General features: G+C 51.4%; 20 protein-coding genes and 1 tRNA gene. 16 read left to right on the forward strand and 5 right to left on the reverse strand.

The window, feature by feature from the left end:
• Positions 1-82 precede the first annotated feature (82 nt).
• The 3 genes from EPA93_RS42555 (at position 83) to EPA93_RS42565 (ending at position 4,710) form a co-directional block, all read left to right on the forward strand.
• Complete coding sequence (locus EPA93_RS42555; protein WP_129893376.1) at positions 83-2,203, forward strand: molybdopterin-containing oxidoreductase family protein; 2,121 nt, start codon at positions 83-85, stop codon at positions 2,201-2,203.
• A gap of 92 nt (positions 2,204-2,295) precedes the next feature.
• Positions 2,296-4,245, forward strand: a complete 1,950-nt coding sequence (locus EPA93_RS42560) for a GAF domain-containing sensor histidine kinase (RefSeq protein ID WP_129893377.1) — start codon at positions 2,296-2,298, stop codon at positions 4,243-4,245.
• 105 nt (positions 4,246-4,350) lie between these two features.
• A complete protein-coding gene (locus EPA93_RS42565) occupies positions 4,351-4,710 on the forward strand; it encodes a hypothetical protein (RefSeq protein ID WP_129893378.1) in 360 nt (119 codons plus the stop codon).
• Between the two features lies 1 nt (position 4,711).
• On the opposite strand, the gene EPA93_RS42570 is transcribed toward EPA93_RS42565, so the two are convergent.
• Complete coding sequence (locus tag EPA93_RS42570) at positions 4,712-5,458, reverse strand: PspA/IM30 family protein (RefSeq protein ID WP_129893379.1); 747 nt, start codon at positions 5,456-5,458, stop codon at positions 4,712-4,714.
• A gap of 198 nt (positions 5,459-5,656) precedes the next feature.
• On the opposite strand from EPA93_RS42570, the gene EPA93_RS42575 reads away from it, so the two are divergent.
• A tRNA-Gly gene (locus EPA93_RS42575) sits at positions 5,657-5,728 on the forward strand.
• Between the two features lie 108 nt (positions 5,729-5,836).
• On the opposite strand, the gene EPA93_RS42580 is transcribed toward EPA93_RS42575, so the two are convergent.
• Positions 5,837-7,165: a spinster family MFS transporter gene (locus EPA93_RS42580; protein WP_129893380.1), complete on the reverse strand. Its 1,329-nt coding sequence runs from the start codon at positions 7,163-7,165 to the stop codon at positions 5,837-5,839.
• A gap of 509 nt (positions 7,166-7,674) precedes the next feature.
• Here EPA93_RS42580 and EPA93_RS42585 point away from each other — a divergent pair.
• Positions 7,675-8,361: a DedA family protein gene (locus EPA93_RS42585; protein ID WP_165423767.1), complete on the forward strand. Its 687-nt coding sequence runs from the start codon at positions 7,675-7,677 to the stop codon at positions 8,359-8,361.
• Between the two features lie 35 nt (positions 8,362-8,396).
• Here EPA93_RS42585 and serA read toward each other — a convergent pair whose 3' ends face one another.
• Entirely contained in the window at positions 8,397-10,121 is a 1,725-nt protein-coding gene (serA, locus tag EPA93_RS42590) for a phosphoglycerate dehydrogenase (protein WP_129893382.1), read from the reverse strand.
• 17 nt (positions 10,122-10,138) lie between these two features.
• Entirely contained in the window at positions 10,139-11,299 is a 1,161-nt protein-coding gene (locus EPA93_RS42595; protein WP_129893383.1) for a pyridoxal-phosphate-dependent aminotransferase family protein, read from the reverse strand.
• 665 nt (positions 11,300-11,964) lie between these two features.
• Here EPA93_RS42595 and EPA93_RS42600 point away from each other — a divergent pair.
• From EPA93_RS42600 to EPA93_RS42610, 3 genes are all read left to right on the forward strand, one after another.
• Positions 11,965-12,888, forward strand: a complete 924-nt coding sequence (locus tag EPA93_RS42600; RefSeq protein ID WP_129893384.1) for an ABC transporter substrate-binding protein — start codon at positions 11,965-11,967, stop codon at positions 12,886-12,888.
• A 768-nt stretch (positions 12,889-13,656) separates the two neighbouring features.
• Entirely contained in the window at positions 13,657-14,430 is a 774-nt protein-coding gene (locus EPA93_RS42605; RefSeq protein ID WP_129893385.1) for an amino acid ABC transporter permease, read from the forward strand.
• A gap of 16 nt (positions 14,431-14,446) precedes the next feature.
• Positions 14,447-15,235, forward strand: a complete 789-nt coding sequence (locus EPA93_RS42610) for an amino acid ABC transporter ATP-binding protein (RefSeq protein WP_340689227.1) — start codon at positions 14,447-14,449, stop codon at positions 15,233-15,235.
• A gap of 305 nt (positions 15,236-15,540) precedes the next feature.
• On the opposite strand, the gene pyk is transcribed toward EPA93_RS42610, so the two are convergent.
• On the reverse strand, positions 15,541-16,989 hold the full coding sequence (pyk, locus tag EPA93_RS42615) for a pyruvate kinase (RefSeq protein ID WP_129893386.1): 1,449 nt from the start codon (positions 16,987-16,989) through the stop codon (positions 15,541-15,543).
• Between the two features lie 347 nt (positions 16,990-17,336).
• On the opposite strand from pyk, the gene rpsP reads away from it, so the two are divergent.
• The 8 genes from rpsP (at position 17,337) to EPA93_RS42655 (ending at position 24,503) form a co-directional block, all read left to right on the forward strand.
• Positions 17,337-17,633, forward strand: a complete 297-nt coding sequence (rpsP, locus tag EPA93_RS42620; protein WP_129893387.1) for a 30S ribosomal protein S16 — start codon at positions 17,337-17,339, stop codon at positions 17,631-17,633.
• A gap of 27 nt (positions 17,634-17,660) precedes the next feature.
• Positions 17,661-17,891, forward strand: coding sequence for a KH domain-containing protein (locus tag EPA93_RS42625; protein ID WP_129893388.1), 231 nt, complete (start codon positions 17,661-17,663; stop codon positions 17,889-17,891).
• Between the two features lie 137 nt (positions 17,892-18,028).
• The gene (gene rimM / locus EPA93_RS42630) at positions 18,029-18,598 is read left to right on the forward strand and encodes a ribosome maturation factor RimM (RefSeq protein WP_129893389.1); all 570 of its coding nucleotides are present in this window, start codon (positions 18,029-18,031) and stop codon (positions 18,596-18,598) included.
• Positions 18,599-18,778: 180 nt separating this feature from the next.
• Positions 18,779-19,000, forward strand: coding sequence for a hypothetical protein (locus tag EPA93_RS42635; protein WP_129893390.1), 222 nt, complete (start codon positions 18,779-18,781; stop codon positions 18,998-19,000).
• Between the two features lie 98 nt (positions 19,001-19,098).
• Positions 19,099-19,899, forward strand: a complete 801-nt coding sequence (locus EPA93_RS42640; protein WP_129893391.1) for an RNase H family protein — start codon at positions 19,099-19,101, stop codon at positions 19,897-19,899.
• A gap of 105 nt (positions 19,900-20,004) precedes the next feature.
• Positions 20,005-20,709 carry a DUF169 domain-containing protein gene (locus tag EPA93_RS42645; RefSeq protein WP_165423768.1) on the forward strand — a complete coding sequence of 235 codons (705 nt, stop codon included), beginning with the start codon at positions 20,005-20,007 and terminating at the stop codon, positions 20,707-20,709.
• A gap of 303 nt (positions 20,710-21,012) precedes the next feature.
• A complete protein-coding gene (gene deoC / locus EPA93_RS42650) occupies positions 21,013-22,017 on the forward strand; it encodes a deoxyribose-phosphate aldolase (protein ID WP_129893393.1) in 1,005 nt (334 codons plus the stop codon).
• 11 nt (positions 22,018-22,028) lie between these two features.
• A complete protein-coding gene (locus EPA93_RS42655) occupies positions 22,029-24,503 on the forward strand; it encodes an aldehyde dehydrogenase family protein (protein ID WP_129893394.1) in 2,475 nt (824 codons plus the stop codon).
• Positions 24,504-24,522 lie beyond the last annotated feature (19 nt).

The following is a 24,522-nucleotide window of genomic DNA, read 5'->3' on the forward strand; positions in this document are numbered from 1 at the left end:
TCTTGACGATTGACCAGCTCCTATGGCACAGTACACTATGATATTATCCAAGATCGGTATAGCTTTGAAAGGATGATCGCATATGTCACTGCAGATGTCTGCTCCAGCGAAAAAAGAGCGCCAACTTCGAGTCGTCTATGGTTCCTGTCCTCACGATTGTCCTGATTGTTGTGCCCTGGAGATCAAGGTAGATGAAGATGGGAGAGCCGTAAGTGTACGCGGGAGAGCAGATCATCAGGTGACGCGTGGATGGCTGTGTGCCAAGGTCAATCATTATCTAGAGCGGGTATATCATCCTGAACGTTTGCTTTATCCTATGCGTCGCGTTGGACCCAAGGGGAGCGGCAAGTTTGAACGTATTAGCTGGGATGAGGCCGTGGCGGAAATAACTACCCGTTGGCGCGATATCATTGCTCAGCATGGTGCGCAATGTATATTGCCGTATAGCTATGCTGGTACCCTTGGTCTCGTCCAGGGAGCTGTCACTGATACTCGTTTCTGGAATCGCCTGGGCGCTTGTAGATTGGAGCGGGCCATCTGTGGACATGCTGCTGAAGAAGCTGTGCTGCTGACAGTTGGCGGTCGTCTTGCTCCTTCACCGGAGATGCTGGTACAGAGCAAGCTTATCCTGATCTGGGGCAGCAATCCGGCTAGCACTGCTCCGCACGTGATGCCTTTTTTGCGCCAGGCCCAGCGCCAGGGAGCGCGTGTGATTGTGATTGATCCTATTCGCACCCTGACGGCCCGCTCTGCCGATCAACATATCCAACCTTTCCCGGGAACCGATGCGGCGCTAGCGCTGGCGTTAGTCAATGTAATGGTGACCGAGGGCTTACATAATGCCCACTGGATTGCCGAGCATACGCAGGGCTGGGAGCATTTGCTTGAGCGCGCCATGCAGTTTCCTCCCGCGCGGGCAGCACAGATTACCGGGCTGGCTCCTGAGACCATTATCGATCTGGCACGAACCTACGCTACCACCTCGCCTGCCATGCTACGCGTCTCAGATGGGATTAATCGCCATACCAATGGCGGCCAGACAGTACGTATGTTAGCCTGTTTACCTGCGGTCACAGGCCAGTATGGTCGGCCCGGTGGTGGGCTCATGTACAGTACCAGCGACTGGCTCTCGTGGGATAAAGAAACCATGGCCCGCTCGTATGATCCGGCCTGTCCGCCGCCTCCGCGCACTCTGAATATGAATCGTCTGGGCGCTATCCTGACTGGCGAAGCTGATCCTCCTATCTACTCGCTCTACGTTTATAACGCGAACCCGGCAGCCTCTACACCTAACTCGGGTAAAATCGCCGAGGGCCTGATGCGCGAAGACCTGTTTACAGTTGTTCATGAGCTCTTTGAGACTGATACAGCGCGCTTTGCCGATATCGTACTGCCAGCGACCAGCCAGCTTGAGCAGGTTGATATACATAAGCCATATGGGCATCTCTCTCTGCAGTATAATACCCCAGCGATTGCGCCACTTGGCGAAGCTCGTAGCAACTGGAATGTCATGCGCACCCTTGCTGCTGCTATGGGATTTACTGAACAATGGCTGCAAGATGATGCAGATACTGTCATTCGTGAGATGCTTGAAGCATCAAGGCCAGCTAATCCCAGCCTTACCGGGATTACTTTTGCACGCTTGCAGGCTGAGGGTTCGATCCCGTTTACGCTCTCAGAGAGCCAGCGCACTCCATTTGCCGATGGAAATTTTCCCACACCTTCTGGTAAAGTAGAGTTCTATTCGGAGCGTGCAGCAGAAAAGGGATACGATCCCGTGCCGGACTGGGTACCGGAGGTTGAGGCACGCGATGGCAGAGATGTATCTACCACAGTAGATGAGAAGCTTCCTCTCTTATGTCCGGCTTCCCACCATTTTATCAGCTCAACCTTTGGCAATGTGGAAAGTATGATTACCAAGCAGGGGGAGCCCACTTTAAGCATTCATCCACAGGATGCAGAGCGGCGTGGCATTCGTAGCGGACAGCTAGTCCGCGTGAGCAATGAGCGTGGCTGGTGCCGTCTCGTTGCCAGGGTAACTGAAGAGGTTCGGCCTGGAGTACTGGCAACAACCAGCGTCTGGTGGCCTAAGTTCAGTCCAGATCAGCGTAATGTTAACTGGACCACCTCAGATAGGCTAGCAGATTTTAATGGGGGCAGCACTTTTTATACTAATTTAGTAGTACTGGAGGCAATTAATTGAGAATAATCTCTCTTGCTGTGTTATAATGCGGGTAATAAACTATGCTAGTAGTAGAGTAAGAAGTCTATCTTCCAGAGAGCGCCAAAGATAAGATGCCTGGGCATACGCAGCTAGATGCAGATCATGTTAAAGCTCAGAAAGATATATTGAAATATATCATATCTATCGGGTCTTCGTTGCGCCTCCAGATGGATGTTGGAACGTTACTGACCCAGGTAGCAGAGGCAACTTGTGAAGCCTTGCGGTTTCGCTATTGTGCCTTATATCTTTCTGATAATATTGGCTCTTTCAGGATGCAGGCTGTTGTAGGGACGAGGCCTGAACAAGAAAAATACCTGAAAGAACATCCATTACCGGAAAAGATTGTCCGACAACTTACAAATGAATTATATCGTATCAGCAACTCTTATTTTGTGCCGCAGGAAGCTCCTGCCTGGCAAGATCAGGGTCTGAACTCGTTTTTTGTTGTCGGCGACGATTATGAGCCTGTAGAATCTTCTAATTTATCTCCTGAAGAGCTTAAAAACTCGCAGCGCTGGTGCCCCCATGATCTTCTCATCATACCTTTATTAAGCGTTGATAATACGCTTCTTGGCTTCTTAACCCCGGATGCGCCGCTCAATGGCTTGCGACCTACCCCTGAAACAATAGAGCTATTGGAGTTGTTTGCTAATCAGGCTGCAGTAGCGATTGAGGGTGCGCGTCTCTACGAGGAAGCCCGACGCAGTAGCGAAGAGCGTGCCGCATTACTAGAGATAGGACGCATTTTATGTGCTCCTGACGCTTTAAAAGATATAAACGCGGCATATAGCACTATGTATGAGCAGATCAAGAACTTAATGCCGATTGATTGTTTTCTTGTGTATCGTCGAGAGCAGGATGGGCTAAACTTAGCTTATCTTGTTGATGAAGGCATACTCTATACCCCACAAACCAGTTCCCTGATTTTGCCCTGGAGGCAAGCCATTATCGCCAAACAGAGAAGTGAGTATATCTTTTCCACTGGAGAGGAATATAGAGCTTTTGCAAGAGCTTATGGCGTAATTGTCGATAATCAGCTTCTCGGAAGTATGCGCCCGACAGAATCATTACTTTTTGTGCCTATTCTCTATGGCGAGGAGGTCATCGGCACAATCTCGGTACAGAGCTATCAGCCCTATGTTTACCATAAGAGGCATGCAGAGATCCTGAAGGAGATCGGCGTGCAGGCTGGCTTGGCGATCACCAATGCGCTTTTATATGCCGATCTGCGCAAAGCCGTGAAGCAGGCTCAGGAGTCCGAAGAACTAAAGAATAATTTCCTTATGACCGCCTCGCATGAGTTGCGAACTCCTTTGACTGCTATCCAGGGCTATCTTGAATTGTTGAACATACAGGGAGCGATGCTGGATGAGGAGAAGAGGAGGCATTTTATTACCAACGCGTATCGCGCCTGTGACGAGTTGGTGCTGTTGCTTGGTAATATGATGGATGCCAGCAATATCGATCAAGCCTGGGTTACGCTCAAGTTAAGCACTGTTTCAGTATCAAGTGCGGTTCAGCAGATCCTGGAAATTCTAGAGCCGACAATTACCAGGCAGAAGAGAGTTGTGAATGTGCATACGTCCGAGAATATGTACGCGTGGGTGGATGATTTAAGGTTGCGCCAGGTCCTGCTCAATATTGTTGGCAACGCTCTGAAGTATACGCCAGCCCAGGCAGAGATTGTTATTGGCGCTGAAAGAATATCCAGAGAAGGGATGCGTCAGCTCTTAGCGCCCCTGCCAGGACAAAATAATACGCTGCCCGCCGAGCATTATATTATTATCGCTGTACAAGATCGGGGACCAGGGATAGCCGCTGAAGATCAAGCGCAATTGTTCTCAAAATTTATGCGTTTGCCAGGTTCACACAATAGCGAGCAGCGAGGTGCTGGATGGGGCCTCTATCTTTGCAGGCGGCTGGTAACAGCTATGGATGGTTATATCTGGGTTGAAAGCAAAGGAATCCCCAACGAAGGCTCAACCTTTTATATTGCTCTGCCACAAAGCTTGCCACGGTAGCGAAGTAGTGAATGGAAGAAGTAATGATAATTTGACGGGTGATATGCTCTATGCTACCATACCTCTTAGCCGACTTATGTGTCCGCGATAAGAGGAGAGTGTGTCATGAATTTATATGAGCAATTGCTGGTGGTGCGAGACCGCCTTGAACGTATTGGCGCGCATGATGACAGTATGGATCTGATAGAGATGCTATTGCGCAAATCCGAGCCGGCCAGAGCAGATAGAACCAATATCTCTCAAATACAGGTTTTGCGTCATATGTTGCGTATGCCAGAAGTAAGCGATAACTATAATGTCTATAACGATTTGCAAGAGCTTATAAGTGAGCGTGATGAATCGGAAATTTCGGCACGCGAGGATGCAGCTCCAGCAGCGTATGTAGATACCGAGCGGCGTCCCAAGCCAAAGTCGTATTATAAAGCGCAAAAAGAAAAAGCTAAGAAGAAAGGCCAGCCTACTTGATTTAAGTGGCTGGCCCTTCAATTTGCTTTTGTTCCCACGAGTTACCAGCGTGTAGTTGCTGTTTTAGCGCTTGCAGCTGAGCTTCTATGTTTTGTTGGGCGGCGATGTGTTGCAGTTCGCGGTCGAGAGGATCGCTAGTGCCTGGCAGGCCTTGCTCGCTCAAGGTTCCTTGTTCGATAAGCGTTTCCATTGCATTGGCATGCGCTTGCATAGTAAGAACTTTATCCTGGGCGCGTTGCATTGCCAGGCCCATCTCACTTGTCTCATGTGAGAGACTGGTAAGAGTTTCATTGATCTTTACCTGAGCCTGAGCTGCGCTATATTGAGCCTTAACCATTTCTTTCTGGGTACGAAATGCTTCAATACGCGCTGAGAGTTGGCGTTCCATTGAGATCAGATTCTCTTCTTGCGCCTGTAGTTGTGCTACCTGTTGTTCATAGCTATTCACATGCTCCAAAATAGTTTCCTTTTTCTGTAGGGCCATATATGCAAGATCTTCGCGTTGAGCCTTTAAGGCCTGGCAAGCCTGCTCATTAAGCGTATTTACTTTAGTGAGCGATTGTGATTGTTGGAGCTCCAGGCGTTTTTTATTGGTTGCTACATCTGTAATTGCCCGGCGTAATTGTTGGAGTTGTTCTAGTTGCCGCGTATAGGAATAGTCCATGACCTGTCCCGGGTCTTCGGCCTTATCCAGTGCAGCATTTGCCTGCATATGTAGAAAATTGCTAAGGCGTGAGAAAAATCCCATATAGTCTTATTCCTCCTGATAGCTTAAGGGCGGCCTTCTGTTGGTATATACGGCCAGGATGCAGATGAGTTACGTGCTATTATTGCTTTCATGTTATAGCTTATCCCCTTTTTAAGACGTGACAAAGGGCCATAAGGGCAGCCTGAGGGGTTGACTTTTAGGTATGAATAGGCTATAATCCATCTTGTAAGGTAACTAGCGGGTTTGGTGTAGTGGTAACATGCAACTTTCCCAAAGTTGAGATCACGGGTTCGAGTCCCGCAACCCGCTTCCGAAAAAACCGCCGATCATATGATCGGCGGTTTTCTTTGTTCCAAGAATAGCGCGAGGTGCCAGGTGACATGTTATAGACCTGGCATCTCGCCTCATTTGCCGCACTCAAGCGTGCTGCTGATTAAGCTGATCCTGCATAGCTTTCATATCACGGGCAACTGTCCTTAGTCCGGCAAGACAAATCAGCCCCGCTATGAGCAAGCAGATTGGGGCTGTGATGATCAGGGCAAAGCCGAGCGAAGTACGGTCTGCGATCGCCCCAACTATAGAAGGAGAGGCTGCATCGCCAAGAAGGTGGGCCAGAAGCAAGACCACGCCAATCGCTGTGGAACGCATCTCTGGAGCAATGATATCCTGAATGGCTGCGTTAAGTGGTCCCAGGCACAGGCTCAGGCAAACTATGGCCAGGATGAATACGATGATAAAAGGGGTCATCTCATGGATGGAAAGAGCCAGTAAGGTGAGCGGTGAGCCTACAATCAAGGCAAATGTGGCCACGATCAAACGTCCCTGAGGGCGCCGCTTCTGTAGAAGATCAGCCAGCCATCCTCCTAATAGTGTGCCTATAAGGCTGCCTCCGGCTAATACACCGCCAGAAATGGACGCGGCCTGTCCTACAGTAAGGTTAAACGCGCGCACGAAGTAGGTCGGTATCCAGAACTGAGCGCTACCAATCGTAAAGAAGCTGAAAATGAAGGCTACTAGAAGAATCCAGTAAGTGGGGATTTTCGCGATACGCTTGATAACTGTAAGGATATCCTTGCCGACACCTCCATGACCGGCAACTATATCCTTGCCTCCTTCTTCGTCATTATCAAAGGCCCCTCGGCTTGGCTCAACCGAGCGCCAGATTAAGAGGGCTGTGAGCAGCCCTGGTATGCCAACAACAAAGAAAGCCCAACGCCAACCAAAATGCTCTGCTATCAGTCCACCACAGACAAGGCCCAATGCCGTCCCGATCAAGGTTCCTACTGACCAGTAGGAGAGGACACGCGCGCGTTGCGATTTAGGAAAATAGTCGCCAATCAGCGATTGGGAGGCTGGCGCATAGCCGGCTTCTCCGATGCCGAGTACCGAACGCGTGAGAAAGAGATGAATAAAAGTGTGGGTTAATCCACCAAGCGCGGTAGCGATGCTCCAGAGCCCCACACAGAGGGCAACGATATTTTTTCTTATGCCTCTATCCGCCCAGATCCCTATGGGAAGGGTCGCGATTGCATAGATGAAGAGAAATGAGGAGGCAAGTAAACCGAGATCGGTGTTTGTAAGATGCAGATCGGCCTGTAGCTTGGGAGCTATTGCCGAAAGTATTGAGCGATCTGCGTAATTAAGAATGTTAATAATTAGCAGAACTACAAAAGCAAATCGAGCCTGGCCCAAAGTGGGCCGGATCACACCTCGATTTTTAGCAGTTGAGGGTGTAGATGTAGTCATTAAGTGCTCTCTCTTATACCTTTCGTTAGTTAACGCGATGTGCAACTTTTGAGAAACAGGGCAGACCAGTCCGGGACAGGTAACACAGGCGCTGCCCCTGTCGGTGGAACCCTCTCCGGGGAGAGGTAATGGGGCATGCCACAGCCTCTCTTCCCTCCTCACCGCCGCAGGCGGTGCAAAAACTTGCACACGGGGTTAGTTAGCATTGGGAGTGTATCGTAAATGTCTTGTCTGGCATTTTAGATTACGTTTGGGCGCAAGTAGGGTTGTGAAGTTTATAACGGCTGCACCTTCGCCCTGGTCACCCGATCATCATCTAGGCTAAAGCATAGCTATAAAGAAGTGCGAAAATGTTACGAATTTGTCGCAAAAGTGTATAAATTGTTTTTTTCGGTAACTATCTGATCTGCTCGTTCGTAATAGTACAGTGATTGGATAAGAAAATAATGCTCCTGTGCGAGCAGTGAATGGCCTCCTTCAGGTTGCTACGAAAAGAAGGGGAGAGTTTCGTGCTTTACGCTGTGACACATTTTTTAATGCACGTAAATCCACTATTGATCTATTTGATCGTTGCTGTAGTGCTGGCTTTGGAAAGTTCTGGCATTCCTATTGCGAACAGCACATTGCTGTTATTTACTGGAGCGCTGGCATCCTTTGGCTATCTCGATATATGGCAGTTGACCGTTGCAGCGAGCCTGGGAAGCATCGTTGGCGCATGCGTAGCCTATGCAGTAGGGAAAAGAGGTGGTCGCAGGCTACTTCTGCGCATGACTCTACTATTGCATGGCAAGCGACGCATGGTGAATATCGTGGAGCGCTGGTTCCTGCGAGCAGGCACCGGGATGGTTTTCTTCTCGCGTATGATTCCCTATATACGCCCCTTTGCCTGTTTTCCGGCAGGCATAGCGCGCATGAAGAAATTGACATTCTTTCTGGCTGCTTCAGCTGGCTCGCTTATCTGGTGTTGTGGCATGCTTACTGTGGGTTGGTACCTTGGGCAACGCTGGATGCTGGCTGTCCATCTGCTCTACCATTACACAGTTCCTGCCCTCTGCGCAATAGCCTTGCTTTTAGCGCTTTATTTTGCTGGAATGTATATGGTCAAACGATACTTGCGCTCTCGCTTTGAGCTGGTACCCAGCCCCGCAGAGGACTGCGAAGAGGCTGAATGTAGCCGAGACCTGCTGCATGCATAAGAGAGAGCGCAAGGGTAGAGGCGCAGCCCGCGCCTCTAGAATTTGACCATGGTCACACCGATAATATCACCAGTTTTGCTTAGCTCATCGAGTGCCCAGTTGGGAATAGGATCATCGACAGAGATAACCATTAAGGCTACATCTGGGCTATCCTGTTGCGTATGATGGCGCTTACGCGTGCTTGGACCTACATCCATGCGATGAATGTTGACATTCACCTTGCCAAGGATACCTCCTACACGCCCGATCATGCCAGGTTGGTCAGGATTGCGGCAGAAGAGGATATAGCCTTCAGGCACGAATTCGGGCCAGTAGCGCCCAACTCGCACGATGCGCGGGATACCGTGCATGACGGTGCCGCTTAAGACCTCGATCTGCTCGTTGTCTGTGCCTGCTTTGCCGGCAAGAGAGGATGCATAGCCGTTAGTACTGACGACGCGTAAGGTAACCTGGTTGGCGAATTCGGCCGGGGTGCTCGATTTCTGCTCAACGATTTCCAGGCCCCATTCTTTGGCGATGACCTGGGCGTTCACCATATTGACGTGCGCGTCAGAGACCGATTCCAGTAAGCCCTTGATTAAGGCAGCCTGAAGTGGGCGCAGATCGTAGTTCGCGATGTCGCCGTTGTAAGAGAGCTCGATTTTGCTCAAGGGTCCTGGCTGCAACTGCGTATAGAGACGTCCCATCTTTTCGACAAGGGACATGTAGGGCTGCAGGATCTTCAGCGTTTCGGAAAGAATAAGTGGCGCATTGACGGCTGCGCGCGGGAAATCGCCGCGCAGGACTGTAACGACTTGTTCGGCGACATCGGTGGCTACCCCGATCTGGGCTTCTTCGGTTGAGGCTCCTAGATGGGGCGTGACAATGACGCGCTCATGGGCCACGAGCTGCTTCAACGTTTCGTTGTCGCGAATGGGCTCTTGACTGAAGACGTCAAGTGCTGCTCCCGCGATGTGCTTTTCCTCAAGCGCTTTGAGCAAGGCCGCCTCGTCGATAAGGCCGCCACGCGCGCAGTTGATAAGGCGCGCTCCCGGTTTCATCAGGCTTAGCTCATGTTCGCCGATCAAGCCCCGCGTTCCGTTGGGGCCGCTGGTCAGCGACGTATGGAGCGTAATAAAATCGGCCTGCTGGAGGAGCTCTTCCAGGGAGAGCATGGTAACGCCATTTTTGCGGGCTTGCTCGGGCGCAACAAAAGGATCAAAGGCGATGATTTGCATCTCCAGGCCTTGCGCCCGCCGCGCCACGGCCATACCAACTTTACCGAGACCAACGACTCCCAATACTTTGTTACGCACCTCAACGCCAAGAAAGCGGCTTTTCTCCCACTTTCCGGCTTTCATACTGGCATTGGCGCCCGGCACATGCCGAGCCAGCGACATCAGCATCGCGATGGAATGCTCGGCCGCAGCTATAATATTGCCGGTGGGCGAATTAACAACGATAATGCCCTGACGCGTGGCCGCTTCGGTATCGATATTATCGACGCCTACTCCAGCCCGTCCGACGATCTTTAGATTGGTTGCCGCTGCCAGTACCTCAGCCGTTACCTGTGTCTCACTGCGTACAATAAGGGCATGATAATCGCCAATCGCCGCCTTGAGCTGCTCTGGCTTTAGTCCCGGTCGCTCATCAATCTGAGCCTCAGGAAGTTGCGCACGCAGGAGATCAATGCCTTCGTGTGCGATACGATCGGTAATGAGAATCTTTATTGTTTGAGTAGCTTCTGCAGTATCTGCAGCCCTATCATGTGCCTCTGCCATGTTTTTCCCCCTGCATGCTAGCTTTTAAAACCAAATTCGTGCAGACGCTGCTCTAATGTGTCCAGCGCTTGAGCCAGGTCCGCTTCAGTGAAGTACCCAAGATGGCCAATGCGGAAAATTTTCCCTTCAAGATGAGCCTGGCCACCGGCGAAAACAATGCGATCTTGTTCTCGTAGCTTCTTGAGCAAAGCTTTACTATCAATCCCTTCCGGCACTTTAATGGCGGTTACGGTATTTGAAGCATTTTGGTGATCAGCAAAGAGCTGCAAGCCCATGGCCCTGACACGCCCGCGTACATAGTCTCCCGCTTGTTGCTGACGGGCAAAGATCGCCTCCCGTCCTTCTGCGAGCATCATCTCCAGAGCCACATCCAGGGCATAAAAGACTGAGACGGCAGGTGTGGTTGGGTGCTGGCCTTTTTCCAGCAATTGCTTGCGCGCTGGACCCCAATCAAAATAGAAACGTGGGAGTCTTGCCGTCTTGTTGGCTTCCCAGGCGCGCGGACTCGCTGCAATCATCATAATTCCTGGGGGAGTCATCCAGCCTTTTTGGGAGCCGGTAAAGACAGCATCGAGATCCCAGCGATCCATATCCAGAGGGATGCTGCCGGCGGAACTCACAGCATCGACGACTATCAAGGTCTCGGGCGCAAGGCGACGAATAAGTGCTGCCAGGGCCTCTAAATCGTTGGTGACTCCTGTGGAGGTCTCGTTATGCGTGAGCAGAACACCTTTATAGGAAGGGAGCTCTTTCAGTCGAGCTTCGACAGAGGCGGGATCGGCCGCCTGTCCCCAGGGAAATTCGATACGGGTCACATTGAGTCCATAAGCCTCAGCAATTTTGGCAAGGCGATTGCCAAAATTTCCGATGGTGATCGCTACAACGTGATCGCCGGGCGAGAAGAGATTAACGACTGCACTTTCTTGTCCGCCTGTCCCTGAGGCTGGAAAGGTCAATACAGGAGAGGTGGTTTGGAAGAAGTACTGTAAACGCGCCGTAACACGCCTGGCAATGGCTGCAAACTCTGGGCCGCGATGGTTGATCATCGGGTTGGTTTGCGCTGCTAACACCTCTGATGGGATCGGAGTTGGACCTGGGACGCGCAGGTTTTGCTTAGGTATAGGTGTGCGTTCTTCTACCTGCGGAACAGGGATCGCACCTTGCTCTTGAGTTGTCATGTATTCAGTGTGCTCCATCTACTACGTTTCAAGCTGCCTTGAACTTAACGCCGACACTGCCGTGCCTCTTGTTGCAACATTGCAATAACATGCAACGCCTATCTACAATGTTATGCGCTGCTCGATCTATTGGCTCCATACCACCAGATTATAGCACAGGCGATGGGGAAGTAACACTTCGTTATGGGAGCCAATCGTGAGCAAAAATGACAAAGGAAGACTTGCCAGGCAGCATTTTTCGCTTCTGCAAAGCTGATCCTGAAAGATACTGATGAAGATGCATTCCTCCTGCCGCATGGCGCTCCAACCGATTACATCATGCGGAAACAGTATAGTAATCATCACTCATTAGCCCTGCTTTTATGGTAGAGGATAGAGAGGAGCAGGCATAAGCAGAGCCGGCATAGATCGTGCGTACTCTTGAAGAGAGATTTGCAGCATGTTTTTATACGATTTACACTATCTGATGAGCTGTGGGTTGATTTAAGGAAGCGATTTTTGCTATAAATTACAAATAAAGTGAAGATTTGTAGGGAATGTGTTGAGAATATAAACACTGAATTGGAAGGAAAAGGAGTAGACATTTCTTATTGCATGTTTACAAATTTGTGCTACACTACAGTTAGCTGCACGCCTATTTATGTCTACTTGAGGAGGTAATCTTCATGTTATCCCGTTTCTCTGATGCTCCAAGCAAACGTGCCCCTCTGGGCCTATTATTTCTCAGTTTGCTGGTTGGGCTTTCTCTGCTGGTGGCTGCTTGTGGCAGTAATGGCGGCACTGCTGCAACTACCGGGACGACCCCTACTGCGAAGCCATCGATTGCCGCACCTACCGACCTGATTACTGCAGGAACCTTGACTGTAGGAAGCGATACTACCTATCCTCCACAGGAATTTGTAGATACTGCAACCGGGCAGGCTACAGGGTTCGATATTGACTTGATTACGGAAATAGCCCAACGGATGGGATTGAAGGTGGATGTTAAGAAGGCCAACTTCAATACAATCATCGATGATCTCAATGCCAAGCGCTACGATGTGGTTATTTCTGCTGTGACGATTAACGATGAGCGCAAGCAGAAGGCGGAGCTGATCCCGTATTTTAACGCAGGTCAATCCCTGCTGGTACAGAAAGGCAATCCCGAGCAGTTTAAGAGTATCAAGGATTTATGCGGAAAGACTGCAGGCGTGCAGGATGGTACTGTAGAGCTGGATGCTCTCAATGCCGCCAGCAAAGATTGTACTGCTGCTGGCAAGCAGGCAATCCATCTGACTGTCTTGAAAGACCAGACCGATGTTATCCAGTTGCTCTTGAATAAGCGTGTCGTGGCAACCTACCAGGACTCGCCGGTGACCGATTATTATCTCAAGCTCAACCCCGGCCAGTTTGAGGTAGCGGGCTCGATTGTCAATGCTGCCCCTGAAGGAATTGCACTGCGCAAGGGCGATAGCTCGATGATTGATGCCGTTCAGGCAGCATTTAAGGCCATCAAGGCTGATGGCTCATATGATAAACTCTTTGCGAAGTGGCAGTTGAACCCAGTGCAGAAGATTGCCTTGACAGCTGATAGCAAGGTATACGCATAGGCGCTGGATTTGCAGGTTCCTGGCTTATTTATCTTGAGCTTCAATGGGATAAGCCGGGAACACTTTATATTATCGTTGCAGTCTCCTCAGCCGGAGTCAGAGAAAAGGGCTGCCAAGCGCTATAGCCCTCCTTTTTCAGTATACCACTCACTCCAAATGAGGCTCTTGAGAATGCACTAGGGAACTTTTAATGCCTGGACAAATGAAGTTGAGCGAGTGTATACCTACTCGCAACGTGCGGACTCTGCTCTATCCTCGATATCCTTATGGATGCATATGCCTGCGTGCTAGTTTTTTACCATCGCGGTGATAGAAAGCCTGGTAGTTACTACTCATTTGTTGCTTAGATAGAGTATGGAAGTAGGACTTTGCCATTGTACAGGCTGGAATGATGAAGTGGACTCTTCAACTGGAACCAGGCCCAGGCCGCAGCGTGGCGGTGGGAAAACAGGCCTTGCTGTAGCAGATTTCGCGTGCAATGCGCTTAGCCTATGCAGCAGCTAGATGGTTAGTTATCGTGATACAATAATTAACTATGCCAGAGGGCATGCTTCGATAGTCATTGCAATCAAGGCGACTTGTCATATGCTGAAAACTGGAAATCCCTTTGACAGTCTATGACAAATGAAGCAATTGAATTCGGTGCAAACAGTCTCTATGGCCGACTCCAGCTTATACATAATTATCGGTTGTTAGATTCCTGGCTCATCCTCTCTGGTGCTAAAATGAAGTTGGGTAGCCAGGAACCCTTTATCAGGAGGCTTCCCAGTGTTTCGATGGGACATTTTCTCACAATTTCTCCTCTCAAAGTTTTTTTTACAGGCGGCGTGGACAACGCTATGGATCTCGGTCGTGGCTCAATTTTTGGGCATTGTGATCGGCCTTTTTCTGGCTTTGATGCGTATGTCGCGTTTCCCTCTGCTTTCCTGGCCTGCTCGCGTCTATATCTGGTTCTTTCGCGGTAGCCCGCTGCTAGTTCAGGTCTTGCTGCTCTGGGATGGCTTGCCCAAAGTGGTGCAGAATCCAGCGTTTTTATTGCCTGATTATCTCTGTGTTTTGATTGCTTTCTCCCTGAATGAAGGCGCGTATATGGCTGAGATTATTCGTGCTGGCATTACTTCGGTAGATACTGGCCAGATGGAAGCCGCCAAAGCTCTGGGTATGCGTTATGGCCTGGCTATGAGGCGTATCGTGCTTCCCCAGGCTGCGCGTGTGATCATTCCGCCTCTGGGCAACGAGTTCAATAATATGCTTAAGACCACCTCTATTGCTTCAGTGATCGGCTTTATGGAGCTCACTCATACGGCTGAGGTCTTTGGCTCCCCGACCTTTACTATCTTTGAACTACTCCTCGTTGCGACTCTCTATTATCTCGTATTGACGACATTGTGGACCTACTTCCAGAGCTGGATCGAGAATCGACTGGACCCGAATCGGACAACGAGAAATGAGCTGTATGAGAAGAAGGGCTGGACTGAGCGCATGCTCGGTTTTGGTGGTTCATCATCCCGAGCTGGTGGTACCCTGGTCAGTGGACACTAGGAGGTTTTAGGAATTTATGAGTACGAATCAGGCAGAGGCGCGCGGGTTAGAAATGGTACGCGCTGAGAAGGTGGTCAAGCGTTTTGGGCATCTTCTCGTCTTGAACGAGGTAGATCTCTCAGTCAAACGTGGTCAGGTGGTGGTGATTATCGGCCCCAGCGGCTCCGGCAAGACGACCATGCTGCGTTGTCTGAATCACCTGGAAAAAATCGATTCGGGGCGTATCTTTATCGATGGCGAGCTGATGGGATACCGGGAGGTGGATGGACGGGTGGTAGAAGATAGCGAGGCGAATATCGCGCGCATCCGTTCGCAGGTGGGCTTTGTGTTTCAGCGCTTTAATCTGTTTGCCCACATGACGGCCTTGCAGAATGTGATAGAGGCACCTGTGCATGTTCTCCGTCAGCCTGTGGGAGAAGTGACGGAGCGAGCTATGGCTTTGCTGGCCAAGGTAGGTCTTGCCGATAAGGCATCTGCGTTTCCTCATAAGCTTTCGGGTGGCCAGCAACAGCGCGTCGCCATTGCGCGTGCTCTAGCTATGAATCCTAAGCTCATGCTCTTTGACGAAGCAACCTCTGCCCTTGACCCTGAACTGGTGGGAGAAGTGCTGAAAGTTATGCGCCAGCTTGCCGAGGAGGGTATGACGATGGTCGTGGTGACCCATGAGATGGGCTTTGCGCGCGAAGTTGCTGATCACGTGATTTTTATGGATAAAGCAGTTATCGTGGAGCAGGGACCGCCTGAACAGATCTTTGAGTATGCGGAAAATGAGCGTACGCGTAACTTCCTGGGGCGCATTCGCTAATATATGGCGCACCTTGCTCTGGCTACACCTTTGGTTGCCAGAATAGGCCCGCCATTTTCGCTGCACATTTGCCTGTGCTGTTCTAAAGAATTGTTACAGTCGATCAGCGCGGAGCTTTGTAGGCGGGTGGTTTGCGCTTTATGGTGGAGCTTAAGCAATGTAATATGCAACAAAAGGGGATGACGTTGTTCATCCCTATTTTTGTTGGCCTGGCAAGCCCGGGCCGCCTGAGAGCGCTGCGAAACGTTCTTTACGCATCATCTCTCCTGGAAGTCTGATCCGGGCTTGCGCCGTTTGCGCGCCACTCATTTTTCGCTATCGACGCGATGGAGCTTGACAAAGTTAGTGCGAGCCCAACTTGCAACTGGTAGCCCACCCATAATGACCACATATTCGCCTTTCTGGATGAGCTTATCTTCCTGCAGGCGCCTTTCAACCTCTTCTATGAGCTCCTCAGTGCTTCCACGCATCTCAGTACAATGCGGCCAGACTCCCCACCAGAGCGCAAGCTGACGGCGTACTTTCTCGGAAGGCGTATAGGCCAGAATGGGCGTGCGCGGGCGATCTTTTGAGATTAGATGTGCTGAGTTGCCTGTGCGGGTAAAGACTACAATAGCCTTGACGCTGGCCTCTTCTGCCAGGGCGCGAGCGGCATGGCTTACGGCCCGCGCCTGCGTGAGCTTCTGGTGTTCAGGAGGTCGCGCTGTGCTATCTCCCGCCTCGGTTTCCAGAGCGATGCGTACCATCATCTCGACAGCTTCGATGGGGTAAGTGCCGGTGGCAGTTTCGGCGCTCAGCATGACAGAATCGGTGCCGTCGAGGACGGCGTTAGAGACATCGTTGACTTCGGCGCGGGTTGGGCGCGGGTTGTTAACCATCGATTCTAGCATCTGGGTCGCAGTAATCACCGGCAATCCTAGCTCGTTGCACCTGGCTATGATGCGCTTCTGAATGAGCGGAACTTTTTCCGCAGGCATTTCAACGCCTAAGTCCCCGCGTGCTACCATTACTCCATCTGTAACTTCAAGAATATCGTCGAGGTGTTCTACCGCCTCTGGCTTCTCTAGCTTGGTAATCAGAGGAATTGGCGTGGGCTTCTGCTTGTTGCCGTTGCTGTGCTCTAGCTGAAGCTCGTGGATATAGTGCTGGGCCTGTAAAACGTCTTCTGGCTTACGCACAAAGCTCAGGGCTACATAGTCGACATCGTGCATAATACCAAAGCGTAAATCATCGCGATCCTTCTCGGTGAGCGCGGGTGCGCTGACGCTAACTCCCGGGAGATTGATGCCCTTGTGCTCTCCAAGCAAGCCGCCGTGGATGACAAGGCAGCGAATGTCTGTAGCATCGCTTTCTAGGACGCGCAGCTCAAGCAAGCCATCGTTAAGCAGGACGCGATCGCCTGGTTTGACATCCTGTGCAAGCTCTTTATAGGTTGTGGAAAGTATTTGTGCATTTCCTATAATATCGCGTGTAGTAATAATTATCTGCGTCCCATCTACTAGCTTGACCGGTTTCCCATCCTGTAGCAGGCCGGTGCGAATCTTGGGTCCCTGTAGATCTTGTAGAATAGCAACTGCGCTTCCCAGGCGTGCGCAAATGCGGCGAATGCGCTCGATGACAACTGCATGTTCTTGCTGGGTGCCATGCGAAAAGTTTAGGCGGGCAACATTCATTCCGGCCCTTATTAATTGTTCGAGTCGTTCCTCGCTGTTTGTCGCAGGCCCTATAGTGCAGACGATTTTAGTGCGGCGCATATGTTACTCCTGTCTGAAGAGATCTCTTTTTTAGCTTTCCTTTCCTTAATTGTAAGGGGAGTGTCTACACCGCAGACGAGCCGATGGCAAGTTAAGGCATAGGGAAAGACGTATCTGCAGGCTGAAATATGCTATAGCTCCTTCGTGGCCTGAAGTCGTTTCGCAATTTGGGTAATGCTGAGCTTATGAGCCTGACATTGACAATTTTTGCACTCCATGCTATGCTTGTCTGGCTGAAGTGCAGGGGCGCTGTAAGGTGCCGTGGGTGTTAAGTACGCCACATATGAGGGTGGCGTTGCCGAAAATACAGATCCCCAGTAGTGGGGAAGAGGTGAGAGTTAGAAAGCATGACTGTCAAGATTCGTTTAAAGCGTACAGGGATGAAGAAGGCCCCTAGCTACCGTGTTGTAGTTGCTGACTCGCGCTCTCCGCGCGATGGTCGCATTATTGAGAATATCGGATGGTACAATCCGCGTGTCGAGCCTTCCGCGATCAATATTAATGAGGAGAAGGCTTTGAGCTGGCTGAAGAATGGCGCCCAGCCTACAGAATCCGTAGCCAGTTTGCTCAAGAGGGTAGGTGTGATGGACCGTTTCTCGCAGGAGAAGGCGGCTTCCTCTGCTCAGAATCCTACACAGGCTTAGTGGGACTATCTGAAGTAAGGTTAAAATATGCGTAAACTGGTTGAGTATATTGCTCAGTCACTTGTAGATGATCCTGCCGGTGTGCAGGTGCGCGAAGTTCGTAATGATCGAAACGCGCTGGTATTAGAATTGCATGTTGCACCTGATGACTTTGGTAAAGTGATTGGTCGCCAGGGGCGCGTTGCTAAGGCTATGCGGACTCTTATGCGGGCAGTTGGTACGCGCGAAGGGCGCCATACATCGCTGGAGATTTTGTAGGCCGTTGGACCAGTGGAAATGATCATGTTGTCTGGTGTAGAGTGTCCCGGGGGTAGACGCCGATCCATTCGCACTCTTATTTGCCCAGAATCTGGTCAGGTGCGAGTGAGAGTAGAAAGCAGGCTATAGAGGACATCATGCCGAGGGAAGAAAAAACAGAATGGGCCACTATCGGAAAAGTAGTGGCCTTTTTTGGTATTCGGGGCGAGCTCAAGGTATTCTCGTTAAGCGATATCCCTGATCGTTTTGCTCGGCTTGAGAAGATCTATGTCGGCCCTGACCATAAGCCTTATACCATCGAGAAGGTCCGCCCGTATAAAGGGGATATGATCGTCTTAAAGCTTAGCGGTATTGAGGATGCTAATGCCGCAGAGACCCTGCGCAATCACGATTTATGTATTCCACTGGATGAGTTGGCACAATTGCCGCCAGACTCTTATTATCAGCACGATATTCTTGGCCTGCACGTGGCTCTGCTCGATGGGCGCGAGCTGGGCACGATTAGCGAGATTATGCCTACTGGTGGCAATGATGTGTATGTGGTCAAATCGGAACAGGGGCAGCAGTTTCTCATTCCTGCTATTAAAGAAGTTATCAAGCAGATTGATCTCATCCGCCATATGATGTATATTGATCCTATGAGGGGATTGCTTGATGATGATGCTGTGCTTGATAGCCAGGATGGTCAGTCTAAAGAGGAGGTATAAAGGCATCAGTGACTTGTGCCGAGGAAAGAGAGTAATGATAACTCTGGCTGTGCTCTCTTCGCTAGAACTTGTGAAACTAGCTTGCTCTCAGGCTCGTGTTGTCGATGTAGGTTGTTTTGTTTACAGCCTTAGTCGCGTCGGTACATTAGCGTATCGCAGTATTTCGTAGGGAGGTGTCTTGTGTCTGACCGTATCCCGACTGTTGCTGATCTTTGTAAGGCGATTGCTGAAGGGCATATTGCAGCTACCCTGGATGGTCGCGTGTACCATGTAAATGCGCTCGAATTACGTCGTTACCTCGATAGGTTCCGTTCTTTTCCTACTATTTCCACTTTTGTGCAGCGGAGCTCTTTAGCCGGTTATGAGTACCTCCAACCAAACTTATGCAGATCTGGCCGTTAAGGCCATTTTTTGTTTCTCTGACTGGTCTAAGCGTTCTTAAGGTGAGCACGGAGGGAGGCAGTAAACCTGGCACTATCTTGAAAGGTTGAAGTTATTGCTTGAACATTGCGAATAACTCCTTAGAATGGCATTCAGTATTGGATGTTGTTGTAGATCGTGATCTATATGCGATTTTGCCAGCATTGGATCAGCGAGGCGTGGTTGCCTATACCGATGGTGCTTGCATTAAGAATCCTGGCGGGCCTGCAGGATGGTGCGCGCTCCTGTGGGCGGCGGCAGATAGCGAGAATGGGCAGATGCGCAAGGGGGCTGCTCGTTTTGAAGGATATGGACATATCCCGAAAGCGCCTGCTACTACCAATAATCGAGCCGAGCTGGCTGCGGTACTGGCTGTGCTATCGCTTGCTCCTCCTGGTCTGCCTCTGACTATCTTTAGCGATAGCGAGTATACCATTAAGGTAGCTCAGGGAACCTACCGGATGAAGGCAAATACGGACCTCTGGGAGATATATCGTAAACTCCTCTCCTTTCGCGCAAGCCCACCCATATTTGAATGGGTTCGTGGGCATGCCGGACACGTTCACAATGAACTTGCCGATGAGCTAGCAGGCCTGGGTGCCTGGAATGGTGATTACGCGGCTTACGAAAAATGGAGAGAAGCGCAAACTCCGGAGGCGCGTGGGGGCTTGCCTGGTGCTGAGCTTGCCAATCTGCGCCACCAGGTAGAGTTGCTTGAAGCTTGCTTCGCTACTCTTGCTGTGGATAATTCGCGCGTGAGCGAGCCGGAGCGCAAATTCGTCAAGGATATGGCGAAGCGTTTGCGTAAGAATAATTTTGTGCCTACGGAGAAGCAACGCGGCTGGGTCAAAGGCTTAGTTGTGAAATACAACGTACGCTAAAATCCCTACTCTGCTTCTGGAACGAGGTAGTGTGCTAAAATCGGTGTGGAATGAGTTTTGTTCCGACCTTGAATGGTCTGAAAATAAGCGGGAAGGAAGATTATCTTGTACCAGGAATTGGCCAAAGAATTTACCCATCTCTTGCAATCTCAGCATGTGCCCGTAGCCCTGGCCTTTGTCGAAAGCGCCCCTGAAGGCGTAAAGCATTCTACGACGGGCGTACCTTCTGCGTGCACGTTCTGGCGCCTGGCGGAGAACGGTGTTTTCTATGCGACGGCCGATGATCACCAGGAGTGCCCGATTGGCATGATGACTATGGGCTTTACGATGCCGGCCTCAGCGCAACAGAGGGCACAGACGCTGGTTGAGACGATGGCGAATGTTCAGTATTTCTCCCCATCTGAGGTTGCAGCTTTACCAGTCGTGAAGAAGCCGCACGAGAGTATTGTCTATGGGCGCCTGGATCAGATGCCTATTGAGCCTGACGTTGTGCTCAATATCCTCAATACGGAGCAGGCTATGCTGATTGCTGAAGCTCTTGGTCGGGTAAACTGGTTGGAGGGCGGGCAAAGCGCCTTCGGACGACCAACTTGTGGCGTAATCCCGCGCACTTTACAGACTGACGAGACTTCTATGAGCTTTGGCTGTGTAGGAGCGCGTACCTACGTTGGCTTGACTCCTGGCGAGGTTGTTTTGACCATCCCTGGCCACAGATTCGCTGAGCTGGTTGAGAAATTGCGCACTATTGTGGCAGCAAATGAGGCACTTGCACCTTTCCATCAGCAACAAAAGGCACGTTTCACTGCATAATTAATGAGATGTGCCGATTATAAATAATCAGGGAAGGTAAATCGAGAGCCGAGCACTATCTGTTGACTTATAGCGGGTCGCGGGTGGTGCCCGGCTCTTTTGCTTAATTGCAGCGCTCAATCTGCCTGCGCGCTTCCCGCTTCAGGTGCGCTCCTTGCCTTGACGCGTTCAAATGGACGTGTGCCTGGTAGCAAGCCCTCAGAGACCTGCTTGAGCAGAAAGCTTCGCTTGACAAGGCTTGCGGTTATGCATCAAGATATCTTTGAAAGTTTGCAATTCTTCGCTTAGCAAAGGAAATGCGTAATGACCACCACGAAACGTCGAACTGAGCCTGAGGCTAGCCAGGAGCCGACTTCACTGGCTTTACCAGCACGCAACGATGGTATACCGCTGGATCTCGATTGGGTGCGCCAGGTGCGTGTCAATCGTAGTGCGGTTGAGCGGCGAGCAGCAACTCTACCAACCAGGCGGACCGTCAAGAAAGAGTGGCAGGCAGCCTGGCTGCTGCGCGCGATTACCTGTATCGACTTAACGACGCTGGCGGGAGATGATACTCCTGGGAATGTATTGCGCCTCTGTATGAAGGCTCGTCAGCCTGTACGATCTGATATACTTACGGCTCTCGGCGCGGATGAACTGCAGGTAGGCGCCGTTTGTGTCTATCATAATCTTGTCTCGGTTGCCGTAGAAGCCTTGCAAGGTACGACGATTCCTGTGGCTGCTGTCTCAACTGGCTTTCCTGCCGGGCAAAATCCTTTTGCGCAAAAGCTGCAGGAGATAGAGGCCTCGGTGCAGGCGGGAGCGCGTGAGATCGATATTGTTATCTCGCGTGCGCATGTACTGACCGGCAATTGGCAGGCGCTCTATGATGAGGTCAGAGCGTTTCGGGCTGCCTGCGGCGATGCACACATGAAGACTATTCTCGCCACGCATGAGCTGGCTACCCTACGCCATGTTGGTATGGCCAGCCTGGTATGTATGATGGCAGGAGCCGATTTTATCAAAACCTCTACGGGCAAGGAAGCTGTGAATGCTACTCTGCCGGTTGGCCTGGTCATGACGCGCGCCATTCGCGATTATTATGAGCTGACTGGTTATAAAGTAGGCTTTAAGCCGGCGGGCGGTATTCGTACAGCCAAATCGGCTTTAGATTGGCTGATCCTAATGAAGGAAGAACTGGGGAACGCATGGCTTAACAATACGCTCTTCCGCATAGGTGCGAGCGGCCTACTCTCGGATATTGAACGACAACTTGCCTACTTTGTGAACGGGCGTTATGCGGCAGCTCATCACAATCCAATGGTATAAGGGGGAATGCGATGAAGGTTATGGACATTTTTGAGACGATGGATTATGGTCCGGCTCCCGAGGCGCCAACGCCGGCTTTAGAGTGGCTGCAAAAGCAGCAAGCGTTCGGACTGTTTATCAATAACCGCTGGGTGAAGCCGAACAGCGGACAATATCTAGAAAGCACCAATCCGGCAACTGGTAAGTCGCTTGTGCAGGTGGCTTCAGCCAACCAGGCGGATGTTGATGCTGCCGTAGAGGCCGCTCAGGCCGCGTTTGAAATCTGGAGCAAGACGCCAGGCCATATCCGCGCACGCTATTTGTATGCCCTGGCGCGCCATATTCAGAAGCATTCGCGCCTCCTGGCAGTCCTGGAGGCGCTTGATAACGGCAAGTCGATTCGGGAGACGCGCGATATCGATATTCCGCTGGTGGCACGTCATTTTTATTATCACGCGGGCTGGGCGCAGCTCATGACTTCCGAGCTTCCCGATTATCGACCGCTGGGCGTTGTTGGTCAGATTATCCCCTGGAATTTCCCCTTGCTCATGCTTGCCTGGAAGATTGCTCCGGCCATCGCCATGGGCAATACGGTTGTGCTCAAGCCAGCGCGCTATACGCCGCTGACGGCGCTCAAATTTGCCGAGATTGTGCAGGAAGTTGGCTTGCCGGCTGGCGTAATAAATATCCTCACTGGCGAAGCTTCGCAGGTTGGCGAAGCTCTGGTGCGCCATCCAGGTATCAAAAAGATTGCTTTTACGGGCTCAACCGAGGTTGGGCGAAATATCAGGCGGACCACGGCTGGCTCGGGCAAGAAACTTTCCCTGGAGCTGGGTGGCAAGTCGCCGTTTATTGTCTTTGACGATGCTGATTTGGATAGTGTGGTAGAGGGCGTGGTGGATGCCATCTGGTTTAATCAAGGCCAGGTCTGTTGTGCAGGTTCGCGTTTACTGGTGCAGGAAGATATTGCTGAGTGTCTGTTGGCGAAGCTGCGCGTGCGTATGGAACGTTTGCGCGTTGGCGACTCGTTGGATAAAGCTGTAGATATGGGAGCTATCGTTTCTCCCGCGCAGCTCAAAGAAATCCAGCGCCTGGTACAGCAGGGTCTCGAAGAGGGCGCCCAGATGTGGCAGCCGTCCTGGGCCTGTCCAACTGAGGGCTATTTCTTTCCGCCCACACTGTTTACCAATGTTACACCAGCCTCGACGATTGCCCAGGTTGAGATCTTTGGGCCGGTCCTGGTGGCGATGACGTTTCGCACGCCTGCAGAGGCAGTGGCTCTGGCGAATAATACGCGCTATGGCCTGGCGGCAAGCATCTGGAGCGAGAATATCAACCTGGCCCTTGACGTCGCGCCTAAGCTCAAGGCTGGAAGTGTCTGGATTAATTGTACTAACCTGTTTGATGCCTCTAGCGGCTTTGGCGGCTATCGCGAGAGCGGATACGGGCGTGAAGGCGGGAAAGAGGGGCTCTATGAATATGTGCAGCCAGCCTGGAAGGCAGAGCCACAGGCGACAAAGGCGAAACGCGCTGCGCAAGCTCAGGCCGGGAAGTCCGCCAAGCAGAATGGCGACGGTGGGGTTACTGAGCTTGAAGCTGATGCGCAGGAGGGTGCAGTGGAAGGACAAGCAGCCGTCAATGGCTACGTGCCGCACCTGCCGGCTATTGATCGCACGCCAAAGCTGTTCATTAAAGGGAAGCAGACGCGGCCGGATTCTGGCTATAGCCGCCCTATCTACGAACCGGCTGGGCGGCTGATTGGTGAAGTTGGCGAGGGCAATCGCAAAGATATCCGTAACGCTGTAGAGGCGGCGCATGCGGCCAGCTCCTGGGCTGCGGGTACTGCGCATAACCGGGCTCAGATTCTCTATTATATCGCCGAGAATCTGGCTGTACGTGAGGATGAGTTTGCCCGTAGAATAGCGCAACAAGTTGGATGTTCCTATGCCGACGCGCTCAGCGAAGTGCAGGTAAGCCTCTCGCGTTTGTTTAGCTATGCGGCCTGGACCGATAAGTATGAAGGGTCTGTGCACCGTCCGCCCTTGCGCGGTGTTGTGCTGGCGCTACCCGAGCCGCGCGGCGTCATGGGGCTAGCCTGTCCTGATGAAAACCCTCTTCTGGGCTTTGTCTCGCTCGTTGCCCCGGCTATTGCCATGGGCAATACGGTGATTGTCATTCCTTCACCAAAGGCACCTTTAAGCGCGACAGACTTCTATCAGGTCCTGGAAACGTCAGATGTGCCGGCGGGAGTCGTCAATATCGTCACGGGAGATCGTGAGGCGCTCAGCAAGGTTCTGGCCGAGCATGACGACGTTGATGCTATGTGGTATTTTGGCTCGCCAGAAGGCTCGCGGCAGGTGGAACTTGCCTCTACAGGCAATATGAAATATACCTGGGTCAATCATGGTCGGGCGCGCGACTGGCTTGATGTGAAGCAGGGCGAGGGCGAAGAGTTCTTGCGCGAGGCAACCCAGGTAAAAAATATCTGGGTACCCTATGGCGAGTAGTTTCAGGGCCGGTAAATTG

It is taken from the genome of Ktedonosporobacter rubrisoli, from assembly GCF_004208415.1.
Lineage (GTDB): Bacteria > Chloroflexota > Ktedonobacteria > Ktedonobacterales > Ktedonobacteraceae > Ktedonosporobacter > Ktedonosporobacter rubrisoli.